At 63.5% G+C, this 21894-nt stretch carries 23 protein-coding genes; 12 read left to right on the top strand and 11 right to left on the bottom strand.

Annotated features, from left to right (window positions below; genetic code table 11):
• Window positions 1–80: 80 nt before the first annotated feature.
• Both FJ867_RS18920 and FJ867_RS18915 read right to left on the bottom strand, forming a co-directional pair.
• A complete protein-coding gene (locus tag FJ867_RS18920) occupies window positions 81–470 on the bottom strand; it encodes a cytochrome c family protein (RefSeq protein ID WP_140496063.1) in 390 nt (129 codons plus the stop codon).
• A 136-nt stretch (window positions 471–606) separates the two neighbouring features.
• Window positions 607–1218 (bottom strand): thymidine kinase, encoded by a 612-nt coding sequence (locus FJ867_RS18915; protein ID WP_140516940.1) that lies wholly within the window; start codon window positions 1216–1218, stop codon window positions 607–609.
• 75 nt (window positions 1219–1293) lie between these two features.
• Here FJ867_RS18915 and FJ867_RS29330 point away from each other — a divergent pair, with 75 nt between their 5' ends.
• The 5 genes from FJ867_RS29330 (at window position 1294) to FJ867_RS18895 (ending at window position 6255) form a co-directional block, all read left to right on the top strand.
• Window positions 1294–1419 carry a hypothetical protein gene (locus FJ867_RS29330; RefSeq protein WP_263483040.1) on the top strand — a complete coding sequence of 42 codons (126 nt, stop codon included), beginning with the start codon at window positions 1294–1296 and terminating at the stop codon, window positions 1417–1419.
• Between the two features lie 37 nt (window positions 1420–1456).
• Window positions 1457–2392, top strand: a complete 936-nt coding sequence (locus FJ867_RS18910) for a choline ABC transporter substrate-binding protein (RefSeq protein ID WP_140496061.1) — start codon at window positions 1457–1459, stop codon at window positions 2390–2392.
• Between the two features lie 139 nt (window positions 2393–2531).
• Window positions 2532–3386 carry a choline ABC transporter permease subunit gene (gene choW, locus FJ867_RS18905; RefSeq protein ID WP_140496060.1) on the top strand — a complete coding sequence of 285 codons (855 nt, stop codon included), beginning with the start codon at window positions 2532–2534 and terminating at the stop codon, window positions 3384–3386.
• Window positions 3383–4564, top strand: coding sequence for a choline ABC transporter ATP-binding protein (gene choV, locus FJ867_RS18900; protein WP_140818204.1), 1182 nt, complete (start codon window positions 3383–3385; stop codon window positions 4562–4564). Before choW ends, choV begins: the two co-directional genes overlap by 4 nt.
• Window positions 4565–4776: 212 nt before the next feature.
• Window positions 4777–6255, top strand: a complete 1479-nt coding sequence (locus FJ867_RS18895; protein ID WP_210242315.1) for an ATP-binding protein — start codon at window positions 4777–4779, stop codon at window positions 6253–6255.
• 26 nt (window positions 6256–6281) lie between these two features.
• Here FJ867_RS18895 and FJ867_RS18890 read toward each other — a convergent pair whose 3' ends face one another.
• Both FJ867_RS18890 and FJ867_RS18885 read right to left on the bottom strand, forming a co-directional pair.
• Window positions 6282–7691 carry an ATP-binding protein gene (locus FJ867_RS18890; RefSeq protein WP_140818202.1) on the bottom strand — a complete coding sequence of 470 codons (1410 nt, stop codon included), beginning with the start codon at window positions 7689–7691 and terminating at the stop codon, window positions 6282–6284.
• Complete coding sequence (locus tag FJ867_RS18885; protein WP_140496057.1) at window positions 7688–8404, bottom strand: response regulator transcription factor; 717 nt, start codon at window positions 8402–8404, stop codon at window positions 7688–7690. The genes FJ867_RS18890 and FJ867_RS18885 overlap by 4 nt, the downstream gene beginning before the upstream one ends.
• Before the next feature lie 280 nt (window positions 8405–8684).
• Here FJ867_RS18885 and FJ867_RS18880 point away from each other — a divergent pair, with 280 nt between their 5' ends.
• The 4 genes from FJ867_RS18880 (at window position 8685) to clpS (ending at window position 10200) form a co-directional block, all read left to right on the top strand.
• Window positions 8685–8987 (top strand): hypothetical protein, encoded by a 303-nt coding sequence (locus FJ867_RS18880; RefSeq protein ID WP_140556114.1) that lies wholly within the window; start codon window positions 8685–8687, stop codon window positions 8985–8987.
• A 38-nt stretch (window positions 8988–9025) separates the two neighbouring features.
• The gene (locus tag FJ867_RS18875) at window positions 9026–9259 is read left to right on the top strand and encodes a hypothetical protein (protein WP_140496055.1); all 234 of its coding nucleotides are present in this window, start codon (window positions 9026–9028) and stop codon (window positions 9257–9259) included.
• 211 nt (window positions 9260–9470) lie between these two features.
• Entirely contained in the window at window positions 9471–9794 is a 324-nt protein-coding gene (locus FJ867_RS18870) for a hypothetical protein (RefSeq protein WP_140556112.1), read from the top strand.
• A gap of 100 nt (window positions 9795–9894) precedes the next feature.
• Window positions 9895–10200 (top strand): ATP-dependent Clp protease adapter ClpS, encoded by a 306-nt coding sequence (gene clpS, locus FJ867_RS18865; RefSeq protein ID WP_140496053.1) that lies wholly within the window; start codon window positions 9895–9897, stop codon window positions 10198–10200.
• A gap of 46 nt (window positions 10201–10246) precedes the next feature.
• Here clpS and FJ867_RS18860 read toward each other — a convergent pair whose 3' ends face one another.
• The 4 genes from FJ867_RS18860 to FJ867_RS18845 all read right to left on the bottom strand — a co-directional run bounded on the left by FJ867_RS18860 (window position 10247) and on the right by FJ867_RS18845 (window position 17225).
• Window positions 10247–12325, bottom strand: coding sequence for a hypothetical protein (locus FJ867_RS18860; protein ID WP_140818200.1), 2079 nt, complete (start codon window positions 12323–12325; stop codon window positions 10247–10249).
• Window positions 12326–12388: 63 nt separating this feature from the next.
• Window positions 12389–15211 (bottom strand): DUF4159 domain-containing protein, encoded by a 2823-nt coding sequence (locus FJ867_RS18855; protein ID WP_140666060.1) that lies wholly within the window; start codon window positions 15209–15211, stop codon window positions 12389–12391.
• Entirely contained in the window at window positions 15208–16221 is a 1014-nt protein-coding gene (locus FJ867_RS18850; RefSeq protein WP_140496050.1) for a DUF58 domain-containing protein, read from the bottom strand. The genes FJ867_RS18855 and FJ867_RS18850 overlap by 4 nt, the downstream gene beginning before the upstream one ends.
• A complete protein-coding gene (locus FJ867_RS18845) occupies window positions 16221–17225 on the bottom strand; it encodes a MoxR family ATPase (protein ID WP_140496049.1) in 1005 nt (334 codons plus the stop codon). Before FJ867_RS18845 ends, FJ867_RS18850 begins: the two co-directional genes overlap by 1 nt.
• Window positions 17226–17360: 135 nt before the next feature.
• Between FJ867_RS18845 and FJ867_RS18840 the strand changes: the two genes are divergently transcribed.
• From FJ867_RS18840 to FJ867_RS18830, 3 genes are read left to right on the top strand one after another with little or no spacing between them, the layout of a single operon-like run.
• Window positions 17361–17990, top strand: coding sequence for a DUF1285 domain-containing protein (locus FJ867_RS18840; RefSeq protein WP_140517010.1), 630 nt, complete (start codon window positions 17361–17363; stop codon window positions 17988–17990).
• 13 nt (window positions 17991–18003) lie between these two features.
• Window positions 18004–18636, top strand: a complete 633-nt coding sequence (locus FJ867_RS18835; RefSeq protein ID WP_140818268.1) for a CoA pyrophosphatase — start codon at window positions 18004–18006, stop codon at window positions 18634–18636.
• Window positions 18633–19898, top strand: coding sequence for a CCA tRNA nucleotidyltransferase (locus FJ867_RS18830; protein WP_140657069.1), 1266 nt, complete (start codon window positions 18633–18635; stop codon window positions 19896–19898). The genes FJ867_RS18835 and FJ867_RS18830 overlap by 4 nt, the downstream gene beginning before the upstream one ends.
• 58 nt (window positions 19899–19956) lie before the next feature.
• On the opposite strand, the gene FJ867_RS18825 is transcribed toward FJ867_RS18830, so the two are convergent.
• The 3 genes from FJ867_RS18825 to hemF form a co-directional block, all read right to left on the bottom strand.
• A complete protein-coding gene (locus tag FJ867_RS18825; RefSeq protein WP_140496047.1) occupies window positions 19957–20142 on the bottom strand; it encodes a DUF1059 domain-containing protein in 186 nt (61 codons plus the stop codon).
• Between the two features lie 216 nt (window positions 20143–20358).
• On the bottom strand, window positions 20359–20619 hold the full coding sequence (locus FJ867_RS18820) for a DUF1344 domain-containing protein (RefSeq protein ID WP_140516926.1): 261 nt from the start codon (window positions 20617–20619) through the stop codon (window positions 20359–20361).
• Window positions 20620–20928: 309 nt separating this feature from the next.
• Window positions 20929–21843: an oxygen-dependent coproporphyrinogen oxidase gene (gene hemF, locus FJ867_RS18815; RefSeq protein ID WP_140556107.1), complete on the bottom strand. Its 915-nt coding sequence runs from the start codon at window positions 21841–21843 to the stop codon at window positions 20929–20931.
• Window positions 21844–21894: the final 51 nt, after the last annotated feature.

Below are 21894 nucleotides of genomic sequence, written 5' to 3'. Positions count from 1 at the left end.
GCCTGAAATCCGACGGAGCATTGAGCGCGGTGAGGACGGTGGCAGCTCGGCGTCCATCGCGGGGACGGAATAATCCTGGCTCAGGGCTTGGGATCGGCCTTCAGATAAGCGATGACATTGGCGATGTCCTCGTCGTTGTTCAGGCCGGCAAAGGCCATCTTGTTACCGGGCACTTTTTGCCGCGGCGCCTTCAGATACTCGGCGAGGTTGGCCTCGTCCCAGACGAGACCGGCGGCGCCTGCACTCTTCATCGCTTCGGAGTAATGGCCGAGGAAGCTCTCGGCACTGCCGGCGGCGCGGCCGACGACACCCATCAGATGCGGGCCGACCTTGTCGCGGTCGCTCGCTGCTTCATGGCAGGCCATGCATCGGTTGAAGACCCTCTTGCCCAGTGCCGGATCGCCGCCGGCATGGGCGGCAAGGACGCCGGCAAGCAGAAAGGCTGCGGCAGACGAAGCGGCTCGAAACATGGCTATCCCCGACGAGTTCTGGCTGGAACGAGAGGACGCAGAATAGGACCGGGGCCTTAACAAACGCTGCATCGTGGCGGGATCGCGAAAGCCGATCGATGGCGGCAAGTGTGGCGGCCGTGATGCCACAGCCCGGTCAAGGCGCGACAAAGCCGATGAAATCGTCGGGGGCGGCGCGACCCATTTCTTCTTCCCAGTGGCGACGGCAGAGCGAGACATAGACGTCCTTGCCGATCGCCACCTGTTCGCCCTGCCGAGCGACCTTGCCGTCGGGGCCGAGGCGCACCACCATCGTCGCCTTGCGGCCGCAGCGGCAGATGGTGCGCACTTCGCGCAGCTCATCGGCTATGGCCAGCAACGCGCGCGAGCCGGAAAACAGCTTGCCCTGGAAATCCGTGCGCAGGCCATAGCACATGACCGGGATGTCGAGCCGGTCGGCGATCCGGGCGAGCTGCCAGACCTGCTCCTCCTCGAGGAACTGCGCCTCGTCGACGAAGACGCAATGCACTGCACCGTGCTGATGATGTTCGGCGACGCGGGCGAACAGGTCGTCGCCGTCACGAAACATCTCGGCTTCCGTTTCCAGTCCGATGCGTGACGAAATCAGGCCGGTGTCGCCCTTGCGGTAGTGGCCGGCGACGAACAGCATCGTCGTCATGCCGCGCTCGCGGTAATTGTACGACGCCTGCAGGAGCATCGTCGTCTTGCCCGCATTCATCGTCGCGTAGTGGAAATACAGTTTGGCCATGGCGCCCTTTTAAGCCCACTTGGCCGGGCCCGGGGAAGGCCCCTGGCAGGCCTTCCACCAAAAAAGCCGGCTCGCATGGAAAAAGCGGCTGACGTGTCGCTGATCGGCCAGCCAGCGCCGTTGATCGTGATTGCCTTAATGCTTGAAACCGCACGAGAATGGTGTTTGGCTGACGAAACAAGGCGGGCACAAAAACCGTGACTTCGCCTCGCCAAAGAATCGAAATGGGAGAAAGTTCATGTCGCGTATGAATTCCTTCGTCGCAGGCCTCGGCCTTGCGGCTTTCTTGTCGACGAGCGCTGCCTTCGCCGGGGATCCGGCTAGCTGCAAGGCGGTACGCCTTTCCGATGTCGGATGGACCGATATCCAGGCGACGACCGGCATCGCCTCGGTGCTGCTCACGGCGCTCGGCTACGAGCCGCAGGTAATCCAGCTGTCGGTGCCGGTGACGATGGCGTCGCTGAAGAACAAGGACCTCGATGTCTTCCTGGGCAACTGGATGCCGTCGATGACCAACGACATCAAGGACTACACGGCCGACGGTTCGGTGGAGACCATCAGCACGAACCTGACCGGCGCCGGCTACGGCATCGTCGTGCCGACCTATGTGGCGGATGCCGGCGTCAAGACACTCACCGACCTCGGCAAGTTCAAGGACAAGTTCGACGGCAAGATCTACGGCATCGAGGCCGGCAATGACGGCAACCGCATCATCCTCGACATGATCAAGAACCCGAAGGACAATCTCGAAGGCTTCGAACTGGTCGAATCCTCGGAGGCCGGCATGCTGACGCAGGCCGAGCAGTCGATGAAGAACAATGAGTGGATCGCCTTCCTCGGCTGGACGCCGCACCCGGTGATGGGCGCCATGAAGATCACCTATCTCGACGGCATGGGCGACAGCGGCTTCGGTGCCGCCACCGTCCACACCAATGTGCGCAAGGGCTACACCACCGAGTGCCCGAACGCCGGCAAGCTCATTGCCAACCTCAAGTTCAACCTGGACATGGAGGGCCAGTTGATGGACGCCATCCTCAAGGGCGGCGACGCCCAGACTGTCGCCACCGACTGGCTGAAGAAAAATCCGGATGCCGTGACACCCTGGATCGCCGGCGTGACCACCTTCGACGGCGGCGATGCGGCAGCGGCCATCAAGACCGCACTGGGGAGCTGAGCCGACTGACTTCGGCATGCACGCGTGAGAACAAAAGGGCAGCCACTGGAAAAGGCTGCCCTTTTTCATATGCTGTGAGAAGATGACGTGACGACAGCGGACACCGCGGCAGGGCGATGCCGGTAGGAGAGGGGGCAAGATGGATCCGATTTCCAAATTCCTGGTCAGCTACAAGATTCCCATCGGCCCATGGGGCAAGGCGTTCTTCGGGTTCCTCACCGACAATTTCGACACCGTCTTCAGGGCCTTTTCCAACGGCCTGAACTTCATCCTCGACGGCCTGGTCGACCTCCTGCTGGTGGTGCCGCCGGTGCTGCTGGCGCTCATCATCGCCATCATCGCCTGGCTGCTGCAGCGTTCGCGCCCGCTCGCCATCGGCGTCTTCCTCGGGCTGATCTTCATCATCAACCAGAACCTGTGGAAGCAGACGGTGCAGACGCTGGTGCTGGTCGTGGCCGCCGCCGCCATGGCGATGGCCATCGGCGTGCCGCTCGGCATCTGGGCGGCGCACAAGCCGAAGGTCTACCGCTTCATGCTGCCGGTGCTCGACCTGATGCAGACGCTGCCGACCTTCGTCTACCTGATCCCGGTGCTGACCCTGTTCGGCCTTGGCAACGCGCCCGGCCTCATCGTCACCATCATCTTCGTCATCCCGACCGCGGTCCGGCTCACGCATCTCGGCGTCGTCTCGGTGCCCAAATCGATCATCGAGGCCGGCGAGGCCTTCGGCGCCACCAGGAGCCAGCTGCTGTGGAAGGTCGAGCTGCCCTCGGCGCTGCCCACCATCATGGCGGGCCTGACCCAGTCGATCATGCTGTCGCTGTCGATGGTGGTGTTCGCGGCGCTGATCGGCGCCGGCGGGCTCGGCACCGAGATCAACCGCGCGCTCGGTTCGCGCCGCATCGATCTCGGCCTCGAGGCCGGGCTCGCCATTGTCGTGCTCGCCATCGTGCTCGACCGCATGACCCGCATTGGCGTTGGAGGCAAGAAATGACCGTCGCCGTCGATTTCAGGAACGTCGATATCGTCTTCGGCGCCGACCAGACGGGTTCGCTGGCGCTGATCGACAAGGGTGCGACGCGCGCCGAGATCCTCGAGCAGACCGGCAATGTGCTCGGCTGCGCCGGCGCCAGCCTCACCGTGCATGAGGGCGAGATTTCCGTCCTCATGGGTCTGTCCGGCTCGGGCAAGTCGACACTGCTGAGAGCGGTCAATCGCCTGAACGTCGTCTCGCGCGGCCAGGTTCTGGTCAAGGATGGCGACCGCACCGTCGATGTCGTCACCTGCGACGAGGCTACCTTGCGGCGCCTGCGGCAGAAGCAGGTTGCCATGGTGTTCCAGCAGTTCGGCCTGCTGCCGTGGCGGACGGTGGAAGAGAATGTCGGGCTTGGCCTCGAACTTGCCGGCGTGCCGGACGCCGAGCGCAAGGAGCGCGTGCACAGGCAGCTCAAGCTGGTCAATCTCGAGCAGTGGTCGAAGAAATACGCGCATGAGCTTTCGGGTGGCATGCAGCAGCGCGTCGGGTTGGCGCGCGCCTTCGCCACCGAGGCGCCGATCCTTCTGATGGACGAGCCGTTCTCGGCGCTCGACCCGCTGATCCGCACCAAGCTGCAAGACGAGTTGCTGCAGCTGCAGGCCGAACTGAAGAAGACCATCATCTTCGTCAGCCACGACCTCGAGGAAGCGCTGAAGATCGGCAGCCACATCACAATCATGGAGGGCGGACGCATCGTGCAGACCGGCGCGGCGGAGGACATCGTGCTCAAGCCGGCCAACGATTATGTCCGCGACTTCATCGCCAATGTGAATCCGCTGTCGGTGCTGACCGCCTGGAACGTGATGCGCGACCGCCGCGATCTCGAACAGGGCAAGGACGGCTGGGTGTGGCTCGACCGGCGCAAGACGACGCGCTTCAAGATCGACGATCATGGCCTTGTGGCGGCGGCCGAGCGTGACGGCAAGCCGGCGGTATGGGTGTCCTGCGCCGACGTCGAAGGCCAGTCCGAGGAAGCGGCTCAGGTGTTCTGGGCCAATCCCGGAACGTCGCTGAAGACCGTGATGCTGGCCATGCACCGATCGCAGACTGCGCCCGTGGCGCTGTTCGATGATCAGTCGCGCTTCGTCGGCGCGATCGGCATCAGGGACGTGCTGAGCGCGGTGCTGCGGCGGTAATTTGCCGATATTTGGCTTGCCGTCTGTTGTGCCGAGATCACTGCCCATCAATCGCCGGTATGTTGTTTTCTCAATGTGCGACCGGGGCAGAGCACATCGCTATGCCAGGTAACTCAGGCTACATACGCTGCAGTCGCTTAGGGCTCGCCTGTATGAACCACCCTTTGTCATTCGTGGCCGATTTCCGTGGAGGACCACGCAGATGACGACGGATGAGCGTTGGCATCAAGTTGCCAGCTTGCTATGTTGAATGTAGACAATTTGCTTTGGTCAATAGAATTTTTCTGGAGAGGGAAGTTATTTTGGCTGTAGAGGTTATTGATATCTCGCAGGAGCAGGCGAAACTAATTTTGGATCGCACAGAAGGTCAATTCTGTGATATGAAGGCGATTGGAATTTCGCCGGGGAAATTAACAAAGACGCTGTCGGCATTCGCGAATGCAGACGGAGGCGAAGTCTTTGTTGGAGTGGACGATTTGGGGTCGAGCGGATTTTCGTGGGGCGGTTTTGCCAACGAGGAGTCTGCAAATGCCCACCTCCAAACAATTGAAGAGTGTTTCCCTATTGGGGCGGTTTCTCGATGCGCTTTTTTGAAATGTGATGATCTTCCAGGACTTCTCCTTCAGGTTGAGATCGATAAAACGCCGGATATCAGAAAGTCTAGCGATGGCTCCGTCTATCTTCGTCGAGGAGCTCAGAACTTACGTCAAGATACCGAGGAAAAGATTGAAAGGCTTCGACTCAATAAAGGGATATCAAGCTTCGAAGATCGAACGATATCTACTGATTTGTCCGGGATAACAAATTCTGCGGCGATAATCGAATTTATGCTGGAGACGGTGCCTGCGGCCGAGCCGGAAACTTGGCTTCGTAAGCAGAAATTGATAGTCCAGGACAAGCCGGTTGTTGCCGGAGTCTTGCTTTTCGACGATGAGCCGCAAACGGATTTGCCAAAGGCTTCTATAAAGATCTATAGATACAAGACTACTGATGAATCCGGAACGCGAGCTACACTTGCTTTTGATCCAATCTCAATTGAAGGCAATATTTACAGACAAATTTATGAGGCTGTGGCGCAAATAAAGAGAATAACGGAAGAGATACCGCTGCTTGGTTTGGAGGGGTTGGAAAAGATAGAATACCCTACCGAGGCGATTCATGAAGTTGTGACAAACTCAGCTATTCATAGGGACTATAGCATAAACGACGATGTTCACGTAAGAATATTTGACAATAGAATTGAGGTGCAAAGTCCAGGCACTCTTCCAGCTCATGTTACTGTTAAGAACATACTTGATGAACGCGCGGCTAGAAATCCAAAAGTCGTCAGGTTGCTAAATAAATTCCGGAACCCGCCCAATAAGGGTGTCGGAGAAGGGTTGAATACCGCGTTTGAAGCGATGAGAAATCTAAAATTAAAAGACCCCGTTATAGAGCAGAAGGAAAACGGTGTCTTGGTAACGCTTCGACATGAGAAATTGGGAACACCGGAGCAGATAATTGTCGACTATCTTAGAGGAAACGATGAAATAAACAACGCAGTTGCGAGATCAATTTGCTTCATCGGATCTGAGAACACTGTTAAAAGAATTTTTCAAAAGATGATAGGAGCTGGGCTTATCGAAAGAGTGTTGGGGCGACCTCTGAATAAAACCGGATATGTCAAGGGACCAAATTTTCCTTCACAATGACACTCATTGGACGATCGTTCAGCGGCTTAAGTCGCCAGCGGCAGCCTCAATTCCGTCAGCAGGCCGCCGTCCGGATGGTTGGACAGGCGGATCTCGCCGCCGGCGGCACGGGCGATGTTGCGGGCGATGGTGAGGCCGAGGCCGAGGCCGCCGGTCTGGCGGTTGCGGGACTGCTCCAGGCGTACGAAAGATCCGAACACGGCGTCGATCTGGGCTTGCGGAATGCCCGGCCCTTCGTCGCGTATGGCCAGCGTGATCATGTCGCCCGACCGGTACAGGCTGAGATGCGCCTTCTTGCCGTAGGTAACTGCATTTTGCACAAGGTTGGTGATGCAGCGCTTGAGCGCGACCGGCCGCGCCATGCAGATCAGGCCGCGCGAGCGCGTATCGTCATTGTCGAAGGAGACCTCGGTGTAGCCGTCGGCGATCGATTCCACCAGCGACCAGAAGTCGATGCGCTCGCTCTTTTCCTCGTTCACCTCGAAAGTGGCGAAGTCGATCACCGAGCTGGCGATGCTCTCGACATCGGCGAGATCGTGCGCCAGCGCCTCGCGAACCGCCGACTTGCGCAACAGCTCCAGGCGCAGCCGCATCCTGGTCATCGGCGTGCGCAGGTCGTGCGCCAGCGCGGCGGCCAGGTGCTCACGGTCCTCGACATATTCACGCAGTCTCGCCTGCATGGCGTTGATCGCCTTGGCGGCGGCGCGCACCTCGCGGCTGCCGCTTTCGGCGATCGGCGGGCTCTTGAGGTCATTGCCGATCCGGTTCACGGCGGTTTCCATCATTCGGTAGGGCGCGGTCAGCCGGCGCAGCGACCAGATCGACATGATCACCACCAGCCCCGCAATCAGCGAATAGAGCGGCAGGCTGTCGAAGCTCAGGATCGGGCCGACCGGCGTGATCGGCTCGGTGAAGTTCAGCCATTGGCCGTCGGCGAAGCGCAGCGAGGCGGTCAGCTTGTCGCTCTGGGCGAAATTCGCCGCCAGCACCAGGAGGTCGCGTTCCACCTGGCCGACGTCCCTGTTCATGACCTCGCCGCCGGGGCTGTCGGATTCCTGCGTCGCCGGATCGCGCCGGACGCGCGCGTCGGTGACGCCGAACTTCGACAGCCGTCCAACGAGAATGTCTTCCAGCTCGGCGAGTTCATCGTCGCCGGCGATCGACGAGGTGACCGCCGGGGTGTCTGAAACCGTGAGAGCGTAGGTGGCGTTGAACAGGCCGGATGCGGTCGCCTTGCGCTCCTCGGGCGTGGCGGCGTGCATCAGCTGCACCAGCGAATAGGCGCGGTCGTTGAGGCGGTAGAGATCGACCACGTCATTGGCGGCCGCGCGGTCGCGCGACACGATGTAGAGCGTCGCGACCTGACTGATCAGCAGGCCGGCAATGACGATCAGCAGCACCCACACAGGCAGGGTCTGCGGCAGGAAACGTCTCATTCGGAAGTCGTTTCGGGGAGGAACTGATAGCCGCCGCTGCGCACCGTCAGGATCAGCTTGGGCGTCTTGGGGTCATCTTCCATCTTGCGCCGCAGCCGGCTGACCAGGATGTCGATGCTGCGGTCGAAGGAATAATCGCTATCGCCGCCGGAGAGTTCGATGAGCTGGTCGCGGGTCAGCACGCGCTGTGCGCTCTTGACGAAGGTCTGCAACAGATTGAACTCCGCCATGGTCAGTTCGACCCTGACATCGTCGGGCGCGGTCAGCCGGCGCCGCGAACAATCCATCGTCCAGCCGGCGAAGCGGTAGATCTGCTTCGATGTGACGCGTTTGGGCTCGGGGGCACCGTTGCGCCGCAGCACGGCGCGTATGCGGGCCAGCAATTCGCGGGGGTCGAAAGGTTTGGGCACATAGTCGTCGGCGCCCATCTCGAGGCCAACCACGCGGTCTGTCGTCTCGGTGACGGCGGTCAACATGATGATCGGCGTCGAATACTGGGCCCGGACGTCACGGCACAGTTCCAGCCCGCTCCTGCCGGGCAGCATGACGTCGAGCACGATGAGATCGACCTGTGCACGGCGCAGGATCGTTTCCATCTCGGTGCCGTCGGCGGCAACCGATGTGTGCAGGCCGCGCTTCTGGAAGAACTCCTGCAGCAGGTCGCGAATGCCCTTGTCGTCGTCGACGATCAGTATGTGTGCGTCGGATTTCACGGGGATCCTGTCTTCGTTGACCTGCCAAGCCGGCAGGCGGCCACCCACACGATAGAATTCGGGCCATATGTTGGCCAGTGCCTTGGATTTCAAGGCAAGGTAAATCTGGCAATCTCCACACCGAATGCGCTGGAGGCCTCCCGCCGGGGCGCACAGACACAATCCAGAAACAAAATTCTATAATCGGGAAAAACTCCTGAAAAACTAGGCCGGCATAACGGTGCCGTGGCGGTCAGGTCATTTGGCCGCGACGCAAGTCTCCGGGTTCACGGATTAACCGATGCCAAGGTTGTCGATCAGTTTGTTGGGTGCGTTGATGGGCATTTCGCTCGTCACAGCCGCTGCTGGACAATCGGATGCAAAAGTGACGCCCACCACCCGGACCGAGCGGTGTGCCAATCTCAGCCACCAATTCGATGAAGCCCTCGAAACCCATGCCACGGCAACGCAGGTCACCGCGGCAAAGGCACTTCAGAGAAAGGGCAACCGGTACTGCGCCGCCAAGAAACAGGCACAGGGTATCCGGATGCTCGCCAACGCTTTGAAGTTGCTGGGGGTGACACCGAACGACCCGGTTCAGTGACACTCGAAACCCGACCCGCATGAAAAGGAAATGAAGCCATGAAAAAGTCCATCCTCTCCGCCACCGGTCTCGCCGTTGCTCTCGCCTTCGCCATGCCGGCTCTCGGCAACGCCGCTGCCACCACGACCGCCGCTCCGGCTGCTTCCTCGACGACCACCGCTCCGGCGACCACGACCGCCAAGCCTCCGGTGAAGAAGGTCGTTGCCAAGAAGCACAAGAAGGCGAAGAAGACTGTCAAGAAGACCGACAAGAAGGTCGCTCCGAAGGCTTAATCCAGGTCGGGCACACTGCCTGCCTTATGACAAGGCCGCTCCAGTCGCGTTTTGCTGGAGCGGCCTTCTTCCTGTCCGAAAAAGCCGAAGGCCGTGTATCGGCAGTGAAGCGAACGGACAGGTCCGAACGATGTGGCCGAAGCCGGCGCCGGCGGTTTTGTCTCGATCGGCCTTAACCCGATTGCAAGGCCGGCGCCGTAGGACAATCCGCATGAAGAGGCGGCTTTCGTCCATTCTGCGCTCGATCGTGTTCGGCGGCCTGGTCGCCACCGGCGCCGCCCGGCTTATGATCCTGCTCACCGCCAGTCCCGTGCCGGATCCGGCCAGCGGCCGCACCGAGCCGTCACTGTTCGCGCCTGTGATTTCCACCGACTGGGATTACATCACGCCCGCGCAGACCTGGCTGCTCATTGCACTTTTCAGCGTGACGCTGATCTGCGTCGTCGCCTGGCCGGTCGCATCCTGGATGGAACGCCGGTCGGATGCGGCCGGAAACTTGCCCTCCCGGCGCGGCTTCGGCCGCCAGGGCCGTTGAACCGCGGGCCACATTTCCCACATAGCTCTGTGATTGGACGCTCGCTTTCGCCCGTGCGAAAATAGGGGCGTAGCCGAGGCTCGCGCAATTGCCGGTTCCCATGCCTGAAATCACGACAAAACCCCGTACGCAGACCCTACCCAAGACTGAGCGGCCGAAGCTCTACAAGGTCATCCTGCTCAATGACGATTTCACGCCGCGTGAATTCGTGGTGACGGTGCTGAAGGGCGAGTTCAAGCTCAGCGAAGACCAGGCGCATCGGGTGATGATCACGGCGCATCGGCGCGGCGTCTGCGTCGTCGCCGTCTTCACCAAGGACGTCGCCGAGACAAAGGCGACACGGGCCACCGACGCCGGCAAGGCCAAGGGCTATCCGCTAATGTTCACGACGGAGCCGGAGGAGTAGAGCAGGTTTCTTACCTTCTCCCACAAGGGGAGGAGGGAAAATGCTCCTATCGTCCCTCGCGGTACCACATCGAACCCATCGCCAGCAGCAGCAGGCCGAGGCCGAGGAAGCCGCTGAACAGCGGCACGCGCGAGACCGCCTTGAGCACGCTGTCGTCGGTGGTGCGCAGGCCGATCCAGTCGGCGCCGGACGCTTCTCCCGAGGACCGTACGGGGACGATCGAGGGCAAGGTCACGTCGCCGCCTCCCAGGGTCGATCCCGCAAGCCTGCGAACGCTGCCGCCGGTGGCTTCGGCGGGAGCCTTCAGCCGGTCCTGCGTGGAAACGACGTCGGCGAATTCGGGTGCGTTGACCGGCCCGACATGGGCGAGCGCGGTAAGGTCGCCATTGCCGACCTGGTAAAGGCCGATCTCGGAGGTCTGGGCGCTGCCCAGGAAGACACCGGGTTCGGATTTCTCGAGCTTGACGGTGATGGTCTTGCCGGAGGGCGTAATGATCTGGGCCGGGCCGGGATCGTCGGCCATGGTCTGGCGGCGAATTTCCAGCACCATGCCGCGCCCGTCGGCGGTCAGCCGTTCCTCCTCGAGCTCTGGCTCCTTCATCAGCCAGTGGGCGATGCGGCGGTAGAGCTGGACATGCGGGCCGCCGCCTTCGAAGCCGCGCGCCCACAGCCAGCCCTGGTCGGACAGAAGCATGCCGACGCGGCCTTCTCCCTTGCGGTCGAGCAGGAGCAGCGGCCGGTTGTCGGCCCCCTTCATCACCACCTCGCCTTCGGGATTCTGCACGCCTATGGTGCGGAACCAGCGGCTCCAGTGCGGCGGCTCGCTGGCAGAACCGTCGAGACCGCGCGTCACCGGATGGCGCTGGCCGATGTCGGTGAGGCGTGGGTAGAACGCCTTGTCGACGACCTCGCCGGTCGGCATCGCCGGCAGCGCCGACATCAGCGGCGTGCGCGCGATCGAGCTTTCACCGGCATATTCGGGTCCGGCCGCAATCAGCAGCGCGCCGCCTTTTTCGACATATTCGGAGATGTAGTCGTAATAGAGGATCGGCAGCACGTCGCGGTGCTGGTAGCGGTCGAAGATGATCAGGTCGAAATCCTTGATCTTCTCGACGAACAGTTCCCGCGTCGGGAAGGCGATCAGCGACAATTCGTTGATCGGCGTGCCGTCCTGCTTCTCCGGTGGCCGCAGGATGGTGAAATGGACGAGATCGACCGAGGCGTCGGATTTCAACAGATTGCGCCAGGTGCGCTCGCCCGCATGCGGCTCGCCGGAGACGAGCAGCACGCGCAGGTTCTCGCGAATGCCGTCGACCAGCGCGATGGCGCGGTTGTTGGTGTCGGTGAGCTCGCCCGGCTCGCGATCGATGGCGAGTTCGATGATGTTGCGCCCAGCGCCGGGAATGGTCACGTGCAGCGGCATGGCCTGGCCGACGGTGGCATGCTCGACCGCGACCTGCTCGCCATTGACCGAAACGCGCACATCGACCGGCCCGGTCTCGTTGCTGGTTGAAATGACGCGATAGGTCATATCGAGCGGCTTGCCGACGAGGGCGAAGCGGGGCGCGTTCTCGAAACGTATGCGGCGATCCTTCTCGTGGTCGTTGCCGGTGATCAAGGCGTGCAGCGGGGCATTGAAATCAGGCGCGCCGGCGGGTGCGTCATGCACTTCGCCATCGGTGATCATGACGGCGCCGCCGATGCGCGAGGGCGGCACGTCGCGGAAGGCGTTTTCGAGCGCGCCGAACAGCCGCGTTTCCGTGCGTTCCTCGGCGGCTTCCGACTTGCCGGCCTCGACGACGCGGACGTCGAACTGCTTGAAGCGGCCGAGGCGCTGCTCAAGCCCGGCCAGCGCCTCGTCGGTCTGTTTGGTCCGTTCACCGATGTCCTGGCTCTGGCTGCGGTCGACGATCAGGGCAACCACGCTTTGCTGCGGCTCGCGCTCCTCGTTGAGGAACACCGGATTGAAGAGAGCGGCGGCGAGCGCCAGCAATGCGACGAGGCGCAGGACCGCGCCGCGCTGGCGAAACCACAGGCCGACGGCCGCGAGCAGGGCCAGCGGCACCAGCACAAGGGCCAGCAGCGGCCAGGAGATCAGCGGTTCGAAGGAGATCGACCAGTTCACGTCTTACCCTCCCCCTTGCAGGGAGGGCCGATCCGCGGGGCGGGCGCAAGAAGGAGCGTCATCTTACTGGCCCAACCGTTCAAGCAATATGGGCACGTGCACCTGGTCGGATTTGTAGTTGCCGGTCAGCATGTACATCATGATGTTGACCCCGGCGCGCAACGCATAGATGCGCTGCATCGGGTCGTTGGGCACGGTCGGCAGCAGCGGGTCGCCATTCTCGTCGACGGCCCAGGCGCCAGCAAAATCATTGGCGGTGATCATGATCGGCGAGACGCCGTCACCGGTACGCACCGGCCGGTTTTCGGCATTGCTGGCGTCGAGCGATGCCTCGACCCAGAGCGGGCTGCCGGCGAAGCGGCCAGGGAATTCGGGCAGGATGAAGAAGGATTTGGTCAGAACATGATCCGACGGCACCGGCTCCAGCGGCGGCACGTTGAGGTTGCCGAGGATGTCGCGCAGCCGCTCGGTGGCGGGGCTGGTCGAGTCGGCGCCGATGCCGTTGGCGAACTGGTCGCGCGTGTCGAACAGCACGGTGCCGCCCTGCTGCATATAGGCATCGATACGGGCAATCGCGGCCTGGCTGGGCATGGCTGCGGCCGGATCGATCGGCCAATAGATGAGGGGAAAGAACGAAAGCTCGTCCTTGGAGATGTCGACGCCGGCCGGCGCGCCCGGCTCGAGCGCGGTCTTCTCGATGAGGAAGCGGGTCAGGCCCTCGAGCCCGGCGCGACTGATCGAATCGTCGCCGGGCACGCCGGTCAGCACATAGGCGATCCGGGTCTTGGAGATGTCCTCTATCGCGGCGGTGTCGCCAGGCTTGGCATCGTCGGCGCGCGCGGGGCCGACATGGCCGAACAGCGCGCCGAGCCCGATCAGAATGGCCGCCATGGTGGTTACGGCCGCAGCGCGGCGCGGCCTGCGCGTCAACAGGCCGCCCATCCAGAACACCGCCAGCGTATCGAGCACCATCAGCGCCAGCGCAGCGGCCACCAGCGCGCCCTTCAAATTACGCGATTCGTCAAAGGCATACTGAATTGTGGTGACCGGGACAGTGATTTGCGGGCGCGCCAGCGGCGCAAGCGTGCTTGTCGCATCGAGCAGATTGTGGGCGAAAACGCCGGCCTCCGAGCCATAGAGGCCGGGCGGGTTCTCGAAGGTCACCGGCAGAGCGCCGGCGCCCGGCACCAGCGGGCGCGCATCCGGCGTCGGCGGCACCAGCATTCCGTCGGCCGCTATCATGCGGTAGGGCGCCAGCGAGGTGGCGGCGGCTTCGGCATTGGCGATGGCGGCCCCCTGGTTGCGCGACAGCTGCACGATGCGGCGCAGCATCTCGACGAAGCTGCCGGAGATCGGCAGGTTCGACCAGGTCGCTTCGGGCGTGACGTGGAACAGCACGAGCGTGCCCTTGCCCTTCTTCAGCCCGGTGACCAGCGGCGTACCGTCGGCAAGCGCTGCCCAGGTGCGCTCGACGATATCGGGCGTCGGTTCGGCCAGCACCTGCCTGGAAACGGTCACCTCGGTCGGCGGCGCCAGATCGGCGAAGGGGCCAGCCTTGGGGAATTCGGTGACCGGCTGCGGCGTGGTCCATGACAGTGCGCCGCCGAGCGAGCGTTCGCCGGTGCGCAGACGCACCGGCAGAAGGTCGTCGTCATTGCCGGCGGCGGCCAGCCGCGACCCGGCGAAACGCACCAGCGTGCCGCCCTTTTCAACCCAGTCGACTAGCCTTGGCCTGATCTGTGCGGGAATGGTGCCGATATCGGCCATGACGATCATCGCCGGCTTCTGGTCGAGGATCTGCGGAATGGCGTCGGCCAGGTCGGCGCTGGAAGGTTCGACCAGGTCGGCGAAGGGCTGCAGCGCGCGCCTGATGTAGTAGAGCGGCGACAGCAGCGGCTGCGCCTGGTCGGCCTCGGCCTGCGACAGGAGTCCGACGCGGCGGCGCTTGGAGCTTTCGTCCAGCACGCGCACCGCGCCCGCCTGACGCTCGCCATCGAGCGCGATCGAAGCGAAATCATTGCGCAGCTCGAACGGCACCGCCATGGTGCCGGTGGCGGTGGATTGGCCGGGTGCGAAAGTCAGCGTCGCATCGGCGATGCGGCGGCCCTTGTCGTCGAAGGCGCCGGCGGTGACTTGCGCCGGGGCCGCATCGCCGGGCGGCCGGATGGCGGTGAGGGCAAAACCGTCGACCTCGTTCTCGGCGCCCGTCAGGCCGGTCAGCGGCATCCGGTCGGCGACGGCCCACACGACCCGGGCAGCGTTTTTGGACAGAAGCGTGTTGAAGGCGGCCTCGTCGCCCTTCGCCGCCAGGCCGTCGGCCAGCACGGCGACGCTGGCGCCCGGCAGGCGCTCCAGGGCGGCTGCGACGCGCGCGTAGACCGCCGGTCGGTCGGTCGGGATCGGCCGGGGCTTTGCCGCGCGCAGGCGGTCGAGCGCCGCGGCCGCATCGAAGGGGCCGATCTCGGCATTGGGTTTTTCGGCGGTGAAGGCGATGATGATCGGCACGCCGTTCGAACCGGCGTCGGCGATCAGCCGCTCGGCGGTTGCGATGCGCTTGTTCCAGTCGGCGGCGCTTGCCCAGCCATTGTCGACGACCAGCGCCAGGGCCGCGCCCTCGGCCGGCAGTTTCTCGCGCGGATTGAAGACCGGTTCGGCAAGGGCGGCGACGATGAGCGCCGCCATCAGCAGCCTGAGCAGCGTCAGCCACCAGGGGCTCTGCTGCGGGGTTTCCTCGCGCTTCAGCACGCGCGCCAGGATCTTCAGCGGCGGAAACACCTCGGTCTGCGGCCTGGGCGGGGTCAGCCTGAGCAGCCACCAGATCACCGGCAGCGCCAAAAGACCCCACAGCAGCATGGGCGCGCCAAAGGAAAGCGGCAGCCAGCTCATGCGACGGCCTTTCCTGGCTGATCGCCACCAGCGATCATGCCGCCGCGATCGCCAGCGATCGGCCTGGGCTGATCGCCACCAGCGATCATGCCGGCGCGGCCAACAGCGGTCAGCCCGGGCTGACCGCCATCGGTCATCGCCATGTGCAGGCGTACCAGGGCGTCGGAAGCCAGCCGATCGGTGTGGTTGACGGTGAAGCTCCAGCCGAGCCGCTTGCACCAGCTGGCCAGTTCCTGGCGTCGGGCGCCATAGAGCAGGCGATACTCATCGGCCAGCATCTCGGCGCGGCCGGCGGTCAGCTTCTCGCCGCTCTCCGGGTCGGTGAATTCGGTGCGGCCGGCATAGGGGAATGTCTCCTCGGCCGGGTCGGCGACCTCAATCAAATGCGCGCGCACGCCATGGCGGGCGAGCACGTCGAGCCAGGCCATGGTTTCCTCGACCGGGTCGAGGAAATCACTGGCGATGACGATGTCGCAGAAGCGGCGGATGCCGGAGAGATCGGGCTTGGCCGGCAAGTCGCCGGCATGCATGAGCTGGGCGGCGATGCGCTCGGCGCCGTTGCGGGCGGTGAACGGATCGGTAAGGCCGGGCCAGGCGATGCGCTCTCCGCTGCGCGACAGCAGCTCGGCCATGGCCAGCGCCAGCACCAGGCCGCGCGATTGCTTGGAAACGGCGGCACCGGTCGATTTGTAGAGCATGGACGGCGAGGGATCGGCCCACAGCCACACCGTATGGGCCGCCTCCCACTCGCGGTCGCGTACATAGGTGTGGTCGTCGCGGGCCGAGCGGCGCCAGTCGATGCGGGAGGAATCGCCTTCGACATAGGGCCGGAACTGCCAGAAATTCTCGCCGATGCCGCGCTTGCGACGGCCATGCCAGCCGGCGATCACGGTGTTGACGATGCGGCGCGCCTCGACCAGCAAGTCGGGCACGAGCGAAGCCCGCAACCGGCCGCGGGCGAGCGCATCGCGCGTCGCTGCCGGAGCCTGGAGCTCGCCGATGCGCGCCATCAAATCCCTTTCACGAGCTTGGCCACCACGTCGCGCACGCTGGTGCCTTCGGCGCGGGCGGCGAAGGTCAGCGCCATGCGGTGCTGGAGCACCGGCTCGGCCAGAGCACGCACATCGTCGACCGACGGCGCCAGCCGCCCATCATAGAGCGCGCGCGCCCTCGTGCACAGCATCAGTGCCTGGCTGGCGCGGGGACCCGGGCCCCAGGCGACATGCCTGTCGGTTTCGGCATTGCCCTGGCCGGGGCGCGCCGAGCGCACCAGGGCCAGGATCGCCTCGACCACGCTTTCAGGCACCGGCATGCGGCGGATCAGCGTCTGGATATCCCTCAGCCGCGCCGGCTGCAGCACATTCTGTGCCTTCGCGTCCTCGACGCCGGTGGTTTCCAAAAGGATGCGGCGCTCGGCCTCGAGTTCGGGATAGAGGATGTCGACCTGCATCAAAAAACGGTCGAGCTGTGCCTCGGGCAGCGGATAGGTGCCTTCCTGTTCCAGCGGGTTTTGCGTCGCGAGCACATGGAAAGGCGAGGGCAGGTCGTGGCGGGCACCGGCAATGGTGACGTGATACTCCTGCATGGCCTGCAGCAGCGCCGACTGGGTGCGCGGCGAGGCGCGGTTGATCTCGTCGGCCATCAGCAACTGCGCGAAGATCGGCCCGGAAATGAAGCGGAAGGAGCGCTTGCCGAATTCGTCCTGCTCCATCACCTCGGAGCCGAGAATGTCCGAGGGCATCAGGTCGGGGGTGAATTGGATGCGGCGCGAATCGAGGCCGAGCACGATGCCCAGCGTCTCGACCAGCTTGGTCTTGGCGAGGCCCGGCACGCCGACCAGCAGCGCGTGGCCGCCGGCCAGAAGCGCCACCAGAGCGCGTTCGACGACACTTTCCTGGCCGAAGATGATGCGACCGACCCCGTCGCGGACCCTAGAAATGTCGGCCAGCGCCTTCTCGGCCTCGGCGATCATGTCTTTTTCGCTGATCGGGCTTTCCTTGACCATCACGCTCATGCAGCATCGATCCTTGTGGTTGGAAATACCAGCTTGACGCAGAATGCCGCGATTCGGCTCCGTCTGGCGCCTGCCTTCAAATTTAAATCACAGAGTTAGGCTGACAAGCGCAACAACAGTGACTATTTCGTGACGATGGCAGAGGGCTCCGAACAAAGACAGCAAAGCCTGGCGGCCGCGACCGAGGCGCGCGGCCTCGAGGCGCTGATCTCGCGTGCGGCCCGCGCCGGCAAGGGGCCGGCCCCGGTGGAGCGCTGGAATCCCGACTTCTGCGGCGATTTGGATATGGAAATCAAGGCTGACGGCACCTGGTTCTATCTCGGCACGCCGATCGGCCGCATGCCGCTGGTACAGCTTTTTTCCTCGGTGCTGCGCAAGGACGCGGACGGCAGGACCTATCTGGTGACGCCGGTGGAAAAGGTCGGCATCCGCGTCGCCGACGCACCCTTCATCGCCGTCGAGATGGATGTCTCGGGCAGCGGCGAGGGCCAGATCATCACGTTCCGCACCAATGTCGGCGACGTCGTCGAGGCCGGACCGGAGCGGCCGCTGCGCTTCGTCGACGAGCACGAGACCGGCGGGCTGAAGCCTTATGTGCTGGTGCGCGGGCGGCTGGAGGCGCTGGTGGCGCGGCCGGTGATGTACGAACTGGTCGAGCATGGCGAGGAGATCGAGATCGGCGGCAGGTTGATGTTTGCCGTTCGTTCGAAAGGCCAGGCCTATCCGATCATGCCGGCCGACAGGCTGAGGCAGCTGAGCGCGTGACGGACAGTTCATGATGGACCAGGTGACGCCGACGCCCTTTTCCATTGCCGATTTGCGCGCGCGCTTTGCCGCGCAGCCGCAGGCGCATGCCGGCGACGACTATGGCGATCATCGCTTCAATCCAGGCCATCCGCGCCTCCACCGGGCGAAACCGCTGCGCGATGCGGCGGTGCTGATCCCGATCGTCGATCACCAGGGTGATGCCACGGTTCTTTTGACCAAGCGGGCCGAGACACTGCGCAACCATTCCGGGCAGGTGGCCTTTCCCGGCGGAACGATCGATCCGACCGACGCCAGTCCGGAAGCGGCGGCGCTGCGCGAGGCTTTCGAGGAAATCGGCCTTGGCCGGGACCATATCGAGGTCATCGGCCGCATGCCCGATTATGTCGCGGGCAGCGGTTACAGGATCGCGCCGGTGCTGGGCATCGTGCGGCCGCCTTTCCAGCTGACGCTCAATGCCGAGGAGGTCGACTTGGCCTTCGAAGTGCCGCTGCGCTTCCTCATGGATCCGGCCAACCACATCAGGGACAGCCGCATTTGGAACGATCTCGAATGGTTCTTCTACGACATGCCCTATGGCGACCGGCGCATCTGGGGCGTCACCGCCGGCATCATCCGCACGCTCTATGAAAGGCTCTATGGGTGAAGGTCTCGATCGCTGACAGGGCCGACTGGCTCGGCGACAAGCATCTGCAGCGCCTGCTTGCCATTCTGGCGAGTGGCGGCGAGGCAGCGCGGGTCGCCGGCGGCGCGGTGCGCAACACGCTGATCGGCCAGCCCGTCGCCGACATCGACATCGCCACCACCTGCCTGCCGCAGGAGACGATCCGCCGCGCCGAGGCGGCGAGGTTCAAGACGGTTCCGACCGGCATCGAGCACGGCACGATCACCGTGATTGCCGGCGGCAAGCCTTATGAAATCACCACGCTGCGCGCGGATATCGAGACCGATGGCCGCCGCGCCAAGGTGTCGTTCGGGCGAGACTGGAAGCTTGATGCCGAACGGCGCGACTTCACCATCAATGCGCTCTACGCGGAAGCCGACGGCACGGTCGTCGATCTGGTCGGCGGCGTCGCCGACATAGAGGGGCGCCGGCTGCGCTTCATCGGCGATCCGGAAGCGCGCATCCGCGAGGACTATCTGCGTATCCTGCGCTTTTTCCGCTTCTTCGCCTGGTATGGCGAAGGCCGGCCGGACGCTGAGGGGCTGAAGGCTTGCGCCCGGCTGAAGGGAGGGCTCGTGCAGCTCTCGGCCGAGCGCGTCTGGTCCGAACTCAAGAAGCTGTTGTCGGCGGCCGATCCGTCCCGCGCGCTGTTGTGGATGCGGCAGGCAAGCGTTTTGACCAGCGTGCTGCCGGAAAGCGAGAAATGGGGCATCGACGCGATCCACGGCCTGGCCAGAGCCGAGAAGGATCTGGGCTGGACCGCGGACCCGCTGCTCAGGCTGGAGGCGATCGTGCCGCCGGATGCGGCGCGCATGAAGACGCTGGCCGAGCGGCTGAGACTGTCGACGGCGGAAGCAAACCGTTTGCGCGACTGGGCGCTTACGCCGGGAATCGAGCCGAAAACGACCGAAGGCGAACTGGCCAAGACGCTCTACCGCGGCGACCGGCAGGGGGTCGTCGACCGGCTTCGCCTGTCACTCGCAGCGGCACGGGTGCGCGCGGTGGACCAGACCGATGCGCTCATCGAGGCAGGCGGCTTTTCCCGACTTCTCGCCTTCGCATTGAGATGGGAAAGGCCCGTGTTTCCGCTCAAGGGCGCCGATCTGACGGCGATCGGGGGGATGCCCGGGCCAAAACTCGGCGCGATCCTCAGGAATCTCGAAGTGGAATGGGTCGATGCCGGGTTTGGGCCCGATCGCGACGCGCTGCTCAAGCGCGCCGCGCAGGCCCTGAAGGCCGGATAGAGCATTCGTCAACGCAATCCGGGCGGAAATCGCCGCGATTTCCGGAACTTGCTCCAAATCAGGCCGCGTCGCGGACCTTCTCGATGCGCGAGCGGATCGCTTCGATCATCGTTTCGCGGATGATCGTCTCGCCATGCGTCTCGCGCATATGTTCGACGGCACGGCGCATGACCTCGGCTTCCTCCTCGGCGCGCGTGTGCCATTCACAACCTGGAACGAGCGAGCCGCAGTGGAATTCCTTCATGGGATTTCTCCTTTTCCTCCATGGAGTCCGGTCGACCGTACTGCAAAAGGCGGCAGGGACTCCGCATCTTCTTGGCACGTTGTCCGACCCTAAGACCGGTTGGACCGCAAGCGGGTGAAACCATAACACAGATGGGGTGGCATTGATTGCCGTCAACGGAAAAAAAGGCGGAGCAGCGCTGCTCCGCCCTCTTACGCCAGCCCTATGGGCAGGTCATCACTTCATGATCTTGACTGCCTCGGCAACCTTATCCTTGCCGCTCATGTCCCATGAAACTCTGACCTTCTCGCCGACCTTCAGGCCAGGATCCTTGAAGGTCCGGGGAAGCGTAAAAGACGATCCATTGTCGAGAACCAGGCTTTTGGCCGCCGTATCAAAGGTCTTGATCGTGCCGGTGGTGTGCTTGACGGCGGCGAATGCCACCGAACCGGAAGCAAGAAGGGCAGCCGCTGCGGCCGAAACAATGATCTTGCGCATTGCGAAGTACTCCTGGAAAGCGCGGGCACCCTTTTGGCAGAGGTGTCCCGCATCGTCCTGGGCCGTCCGGTTGCGTCGAGTCGCGATCCGCTTCGTTCTGACGCAATTCCGAACGGAGCACCGCTCTGCACTCCTGGAATTGCGCAGGCGAACCGCCGGCGCTTCCCGACCCGTCCCGACAAATAGCCCAGTCTTTTCCGAAGCCTATTAGACGAAAAAGAAACTTTGCGACGGCTCCCGCGCCACATTCGATGCCCATTTCGAAGCGAATGGGACATCAATGCGGCTCACGGCGCGCTCACCATCTTTTTACGGCCAGCGGGCCTCCGGCGGCAGGCTGGAGAGGATCGAGGCGACATTGCCGCCGGTTTTCAGGCCGAAAATGGTGCCGCGATCATGAAGCAGGTTGAACTCGACATAACGGCCGCGGCGGATGAGCTGTTCGTCGCGGTCGCCATCGGTCCAGTTCTCGTTAAAATTACCCCGCACCAGATGGCCGTAGACCACGAGAAAAGCGCGCCCGACATCCTGGACGAAGTTGAAGTCGGCATTCCAGCCGCCTTTGTCCTCGCCCGAATGCAGCCAGTCGAAAAAGATGCCGCCGGTGCCGCGCGGCTCGTTGCGATGCGGAAGGAAGAAATACTCGTCGCACCAGGCCTTGAATTTCGCATGGTCGGCGATGCCGGCGTTCTTCTCGCAGGCGAACTGCATGGCGCGGTGGAAGGCCATTGTGTCAGGGTCGTCCTGTGTGCGGCGTCGGTCGAGCACCGGGGTGAGGTCGGCGCCGCCGCCGAACCAGTGGCGCGAGGTGACGACCATGCGCGTATTCATGTGCACGGCCGGAACGTTGGGGTTCCAAGGGTGCGCGATCAGCGAAATGCCGGATGCCCAGAAGCGCGGGTCCTCCTCGGCGCCGGGCATCTGCTTCCTGAATTCGGGCGAGAATTCGCCGTAAACCGTCGAGGTGTGGACGCCAACCTTCTCGAAGACTCGGCCGTGCATCATCGACATGGTTCCGCCACCGCCCTTGCCGGAGTCACGCTCCCACGGCGTCCTTTCGAACCGGCCCGGCGACCATGAAGCGAGCGGGCCCTGGAGATCCTGCTCGATCTGCTCGAAGGCGCCGCAGATGCGTTCTCGCAGCGCCTCGAACCACAGCCGTGCCTTCATCTTCTTTTCTTCGATGTCGGCGGGCAGGCCAACCGGTATTTCAGGTCGTTCCAAGTGCTGTCTCCGGTTTCGGGGCGGCCGGCCCCTACAAATGACTCGTCTTTT

The sequence above is a fragment of the Mesorhizobium sp. B2-5-3 genome (assembly GCF_006441005.1).
GTDB lineage: Bacteria > Pseudomonadota > Alphaproteobacteria > Rhizobiales > Rhizobiaceae > Mesorhizobium.
This window is presented reverse-complemented; position numbering and strand designations above follow the sequence as displayed.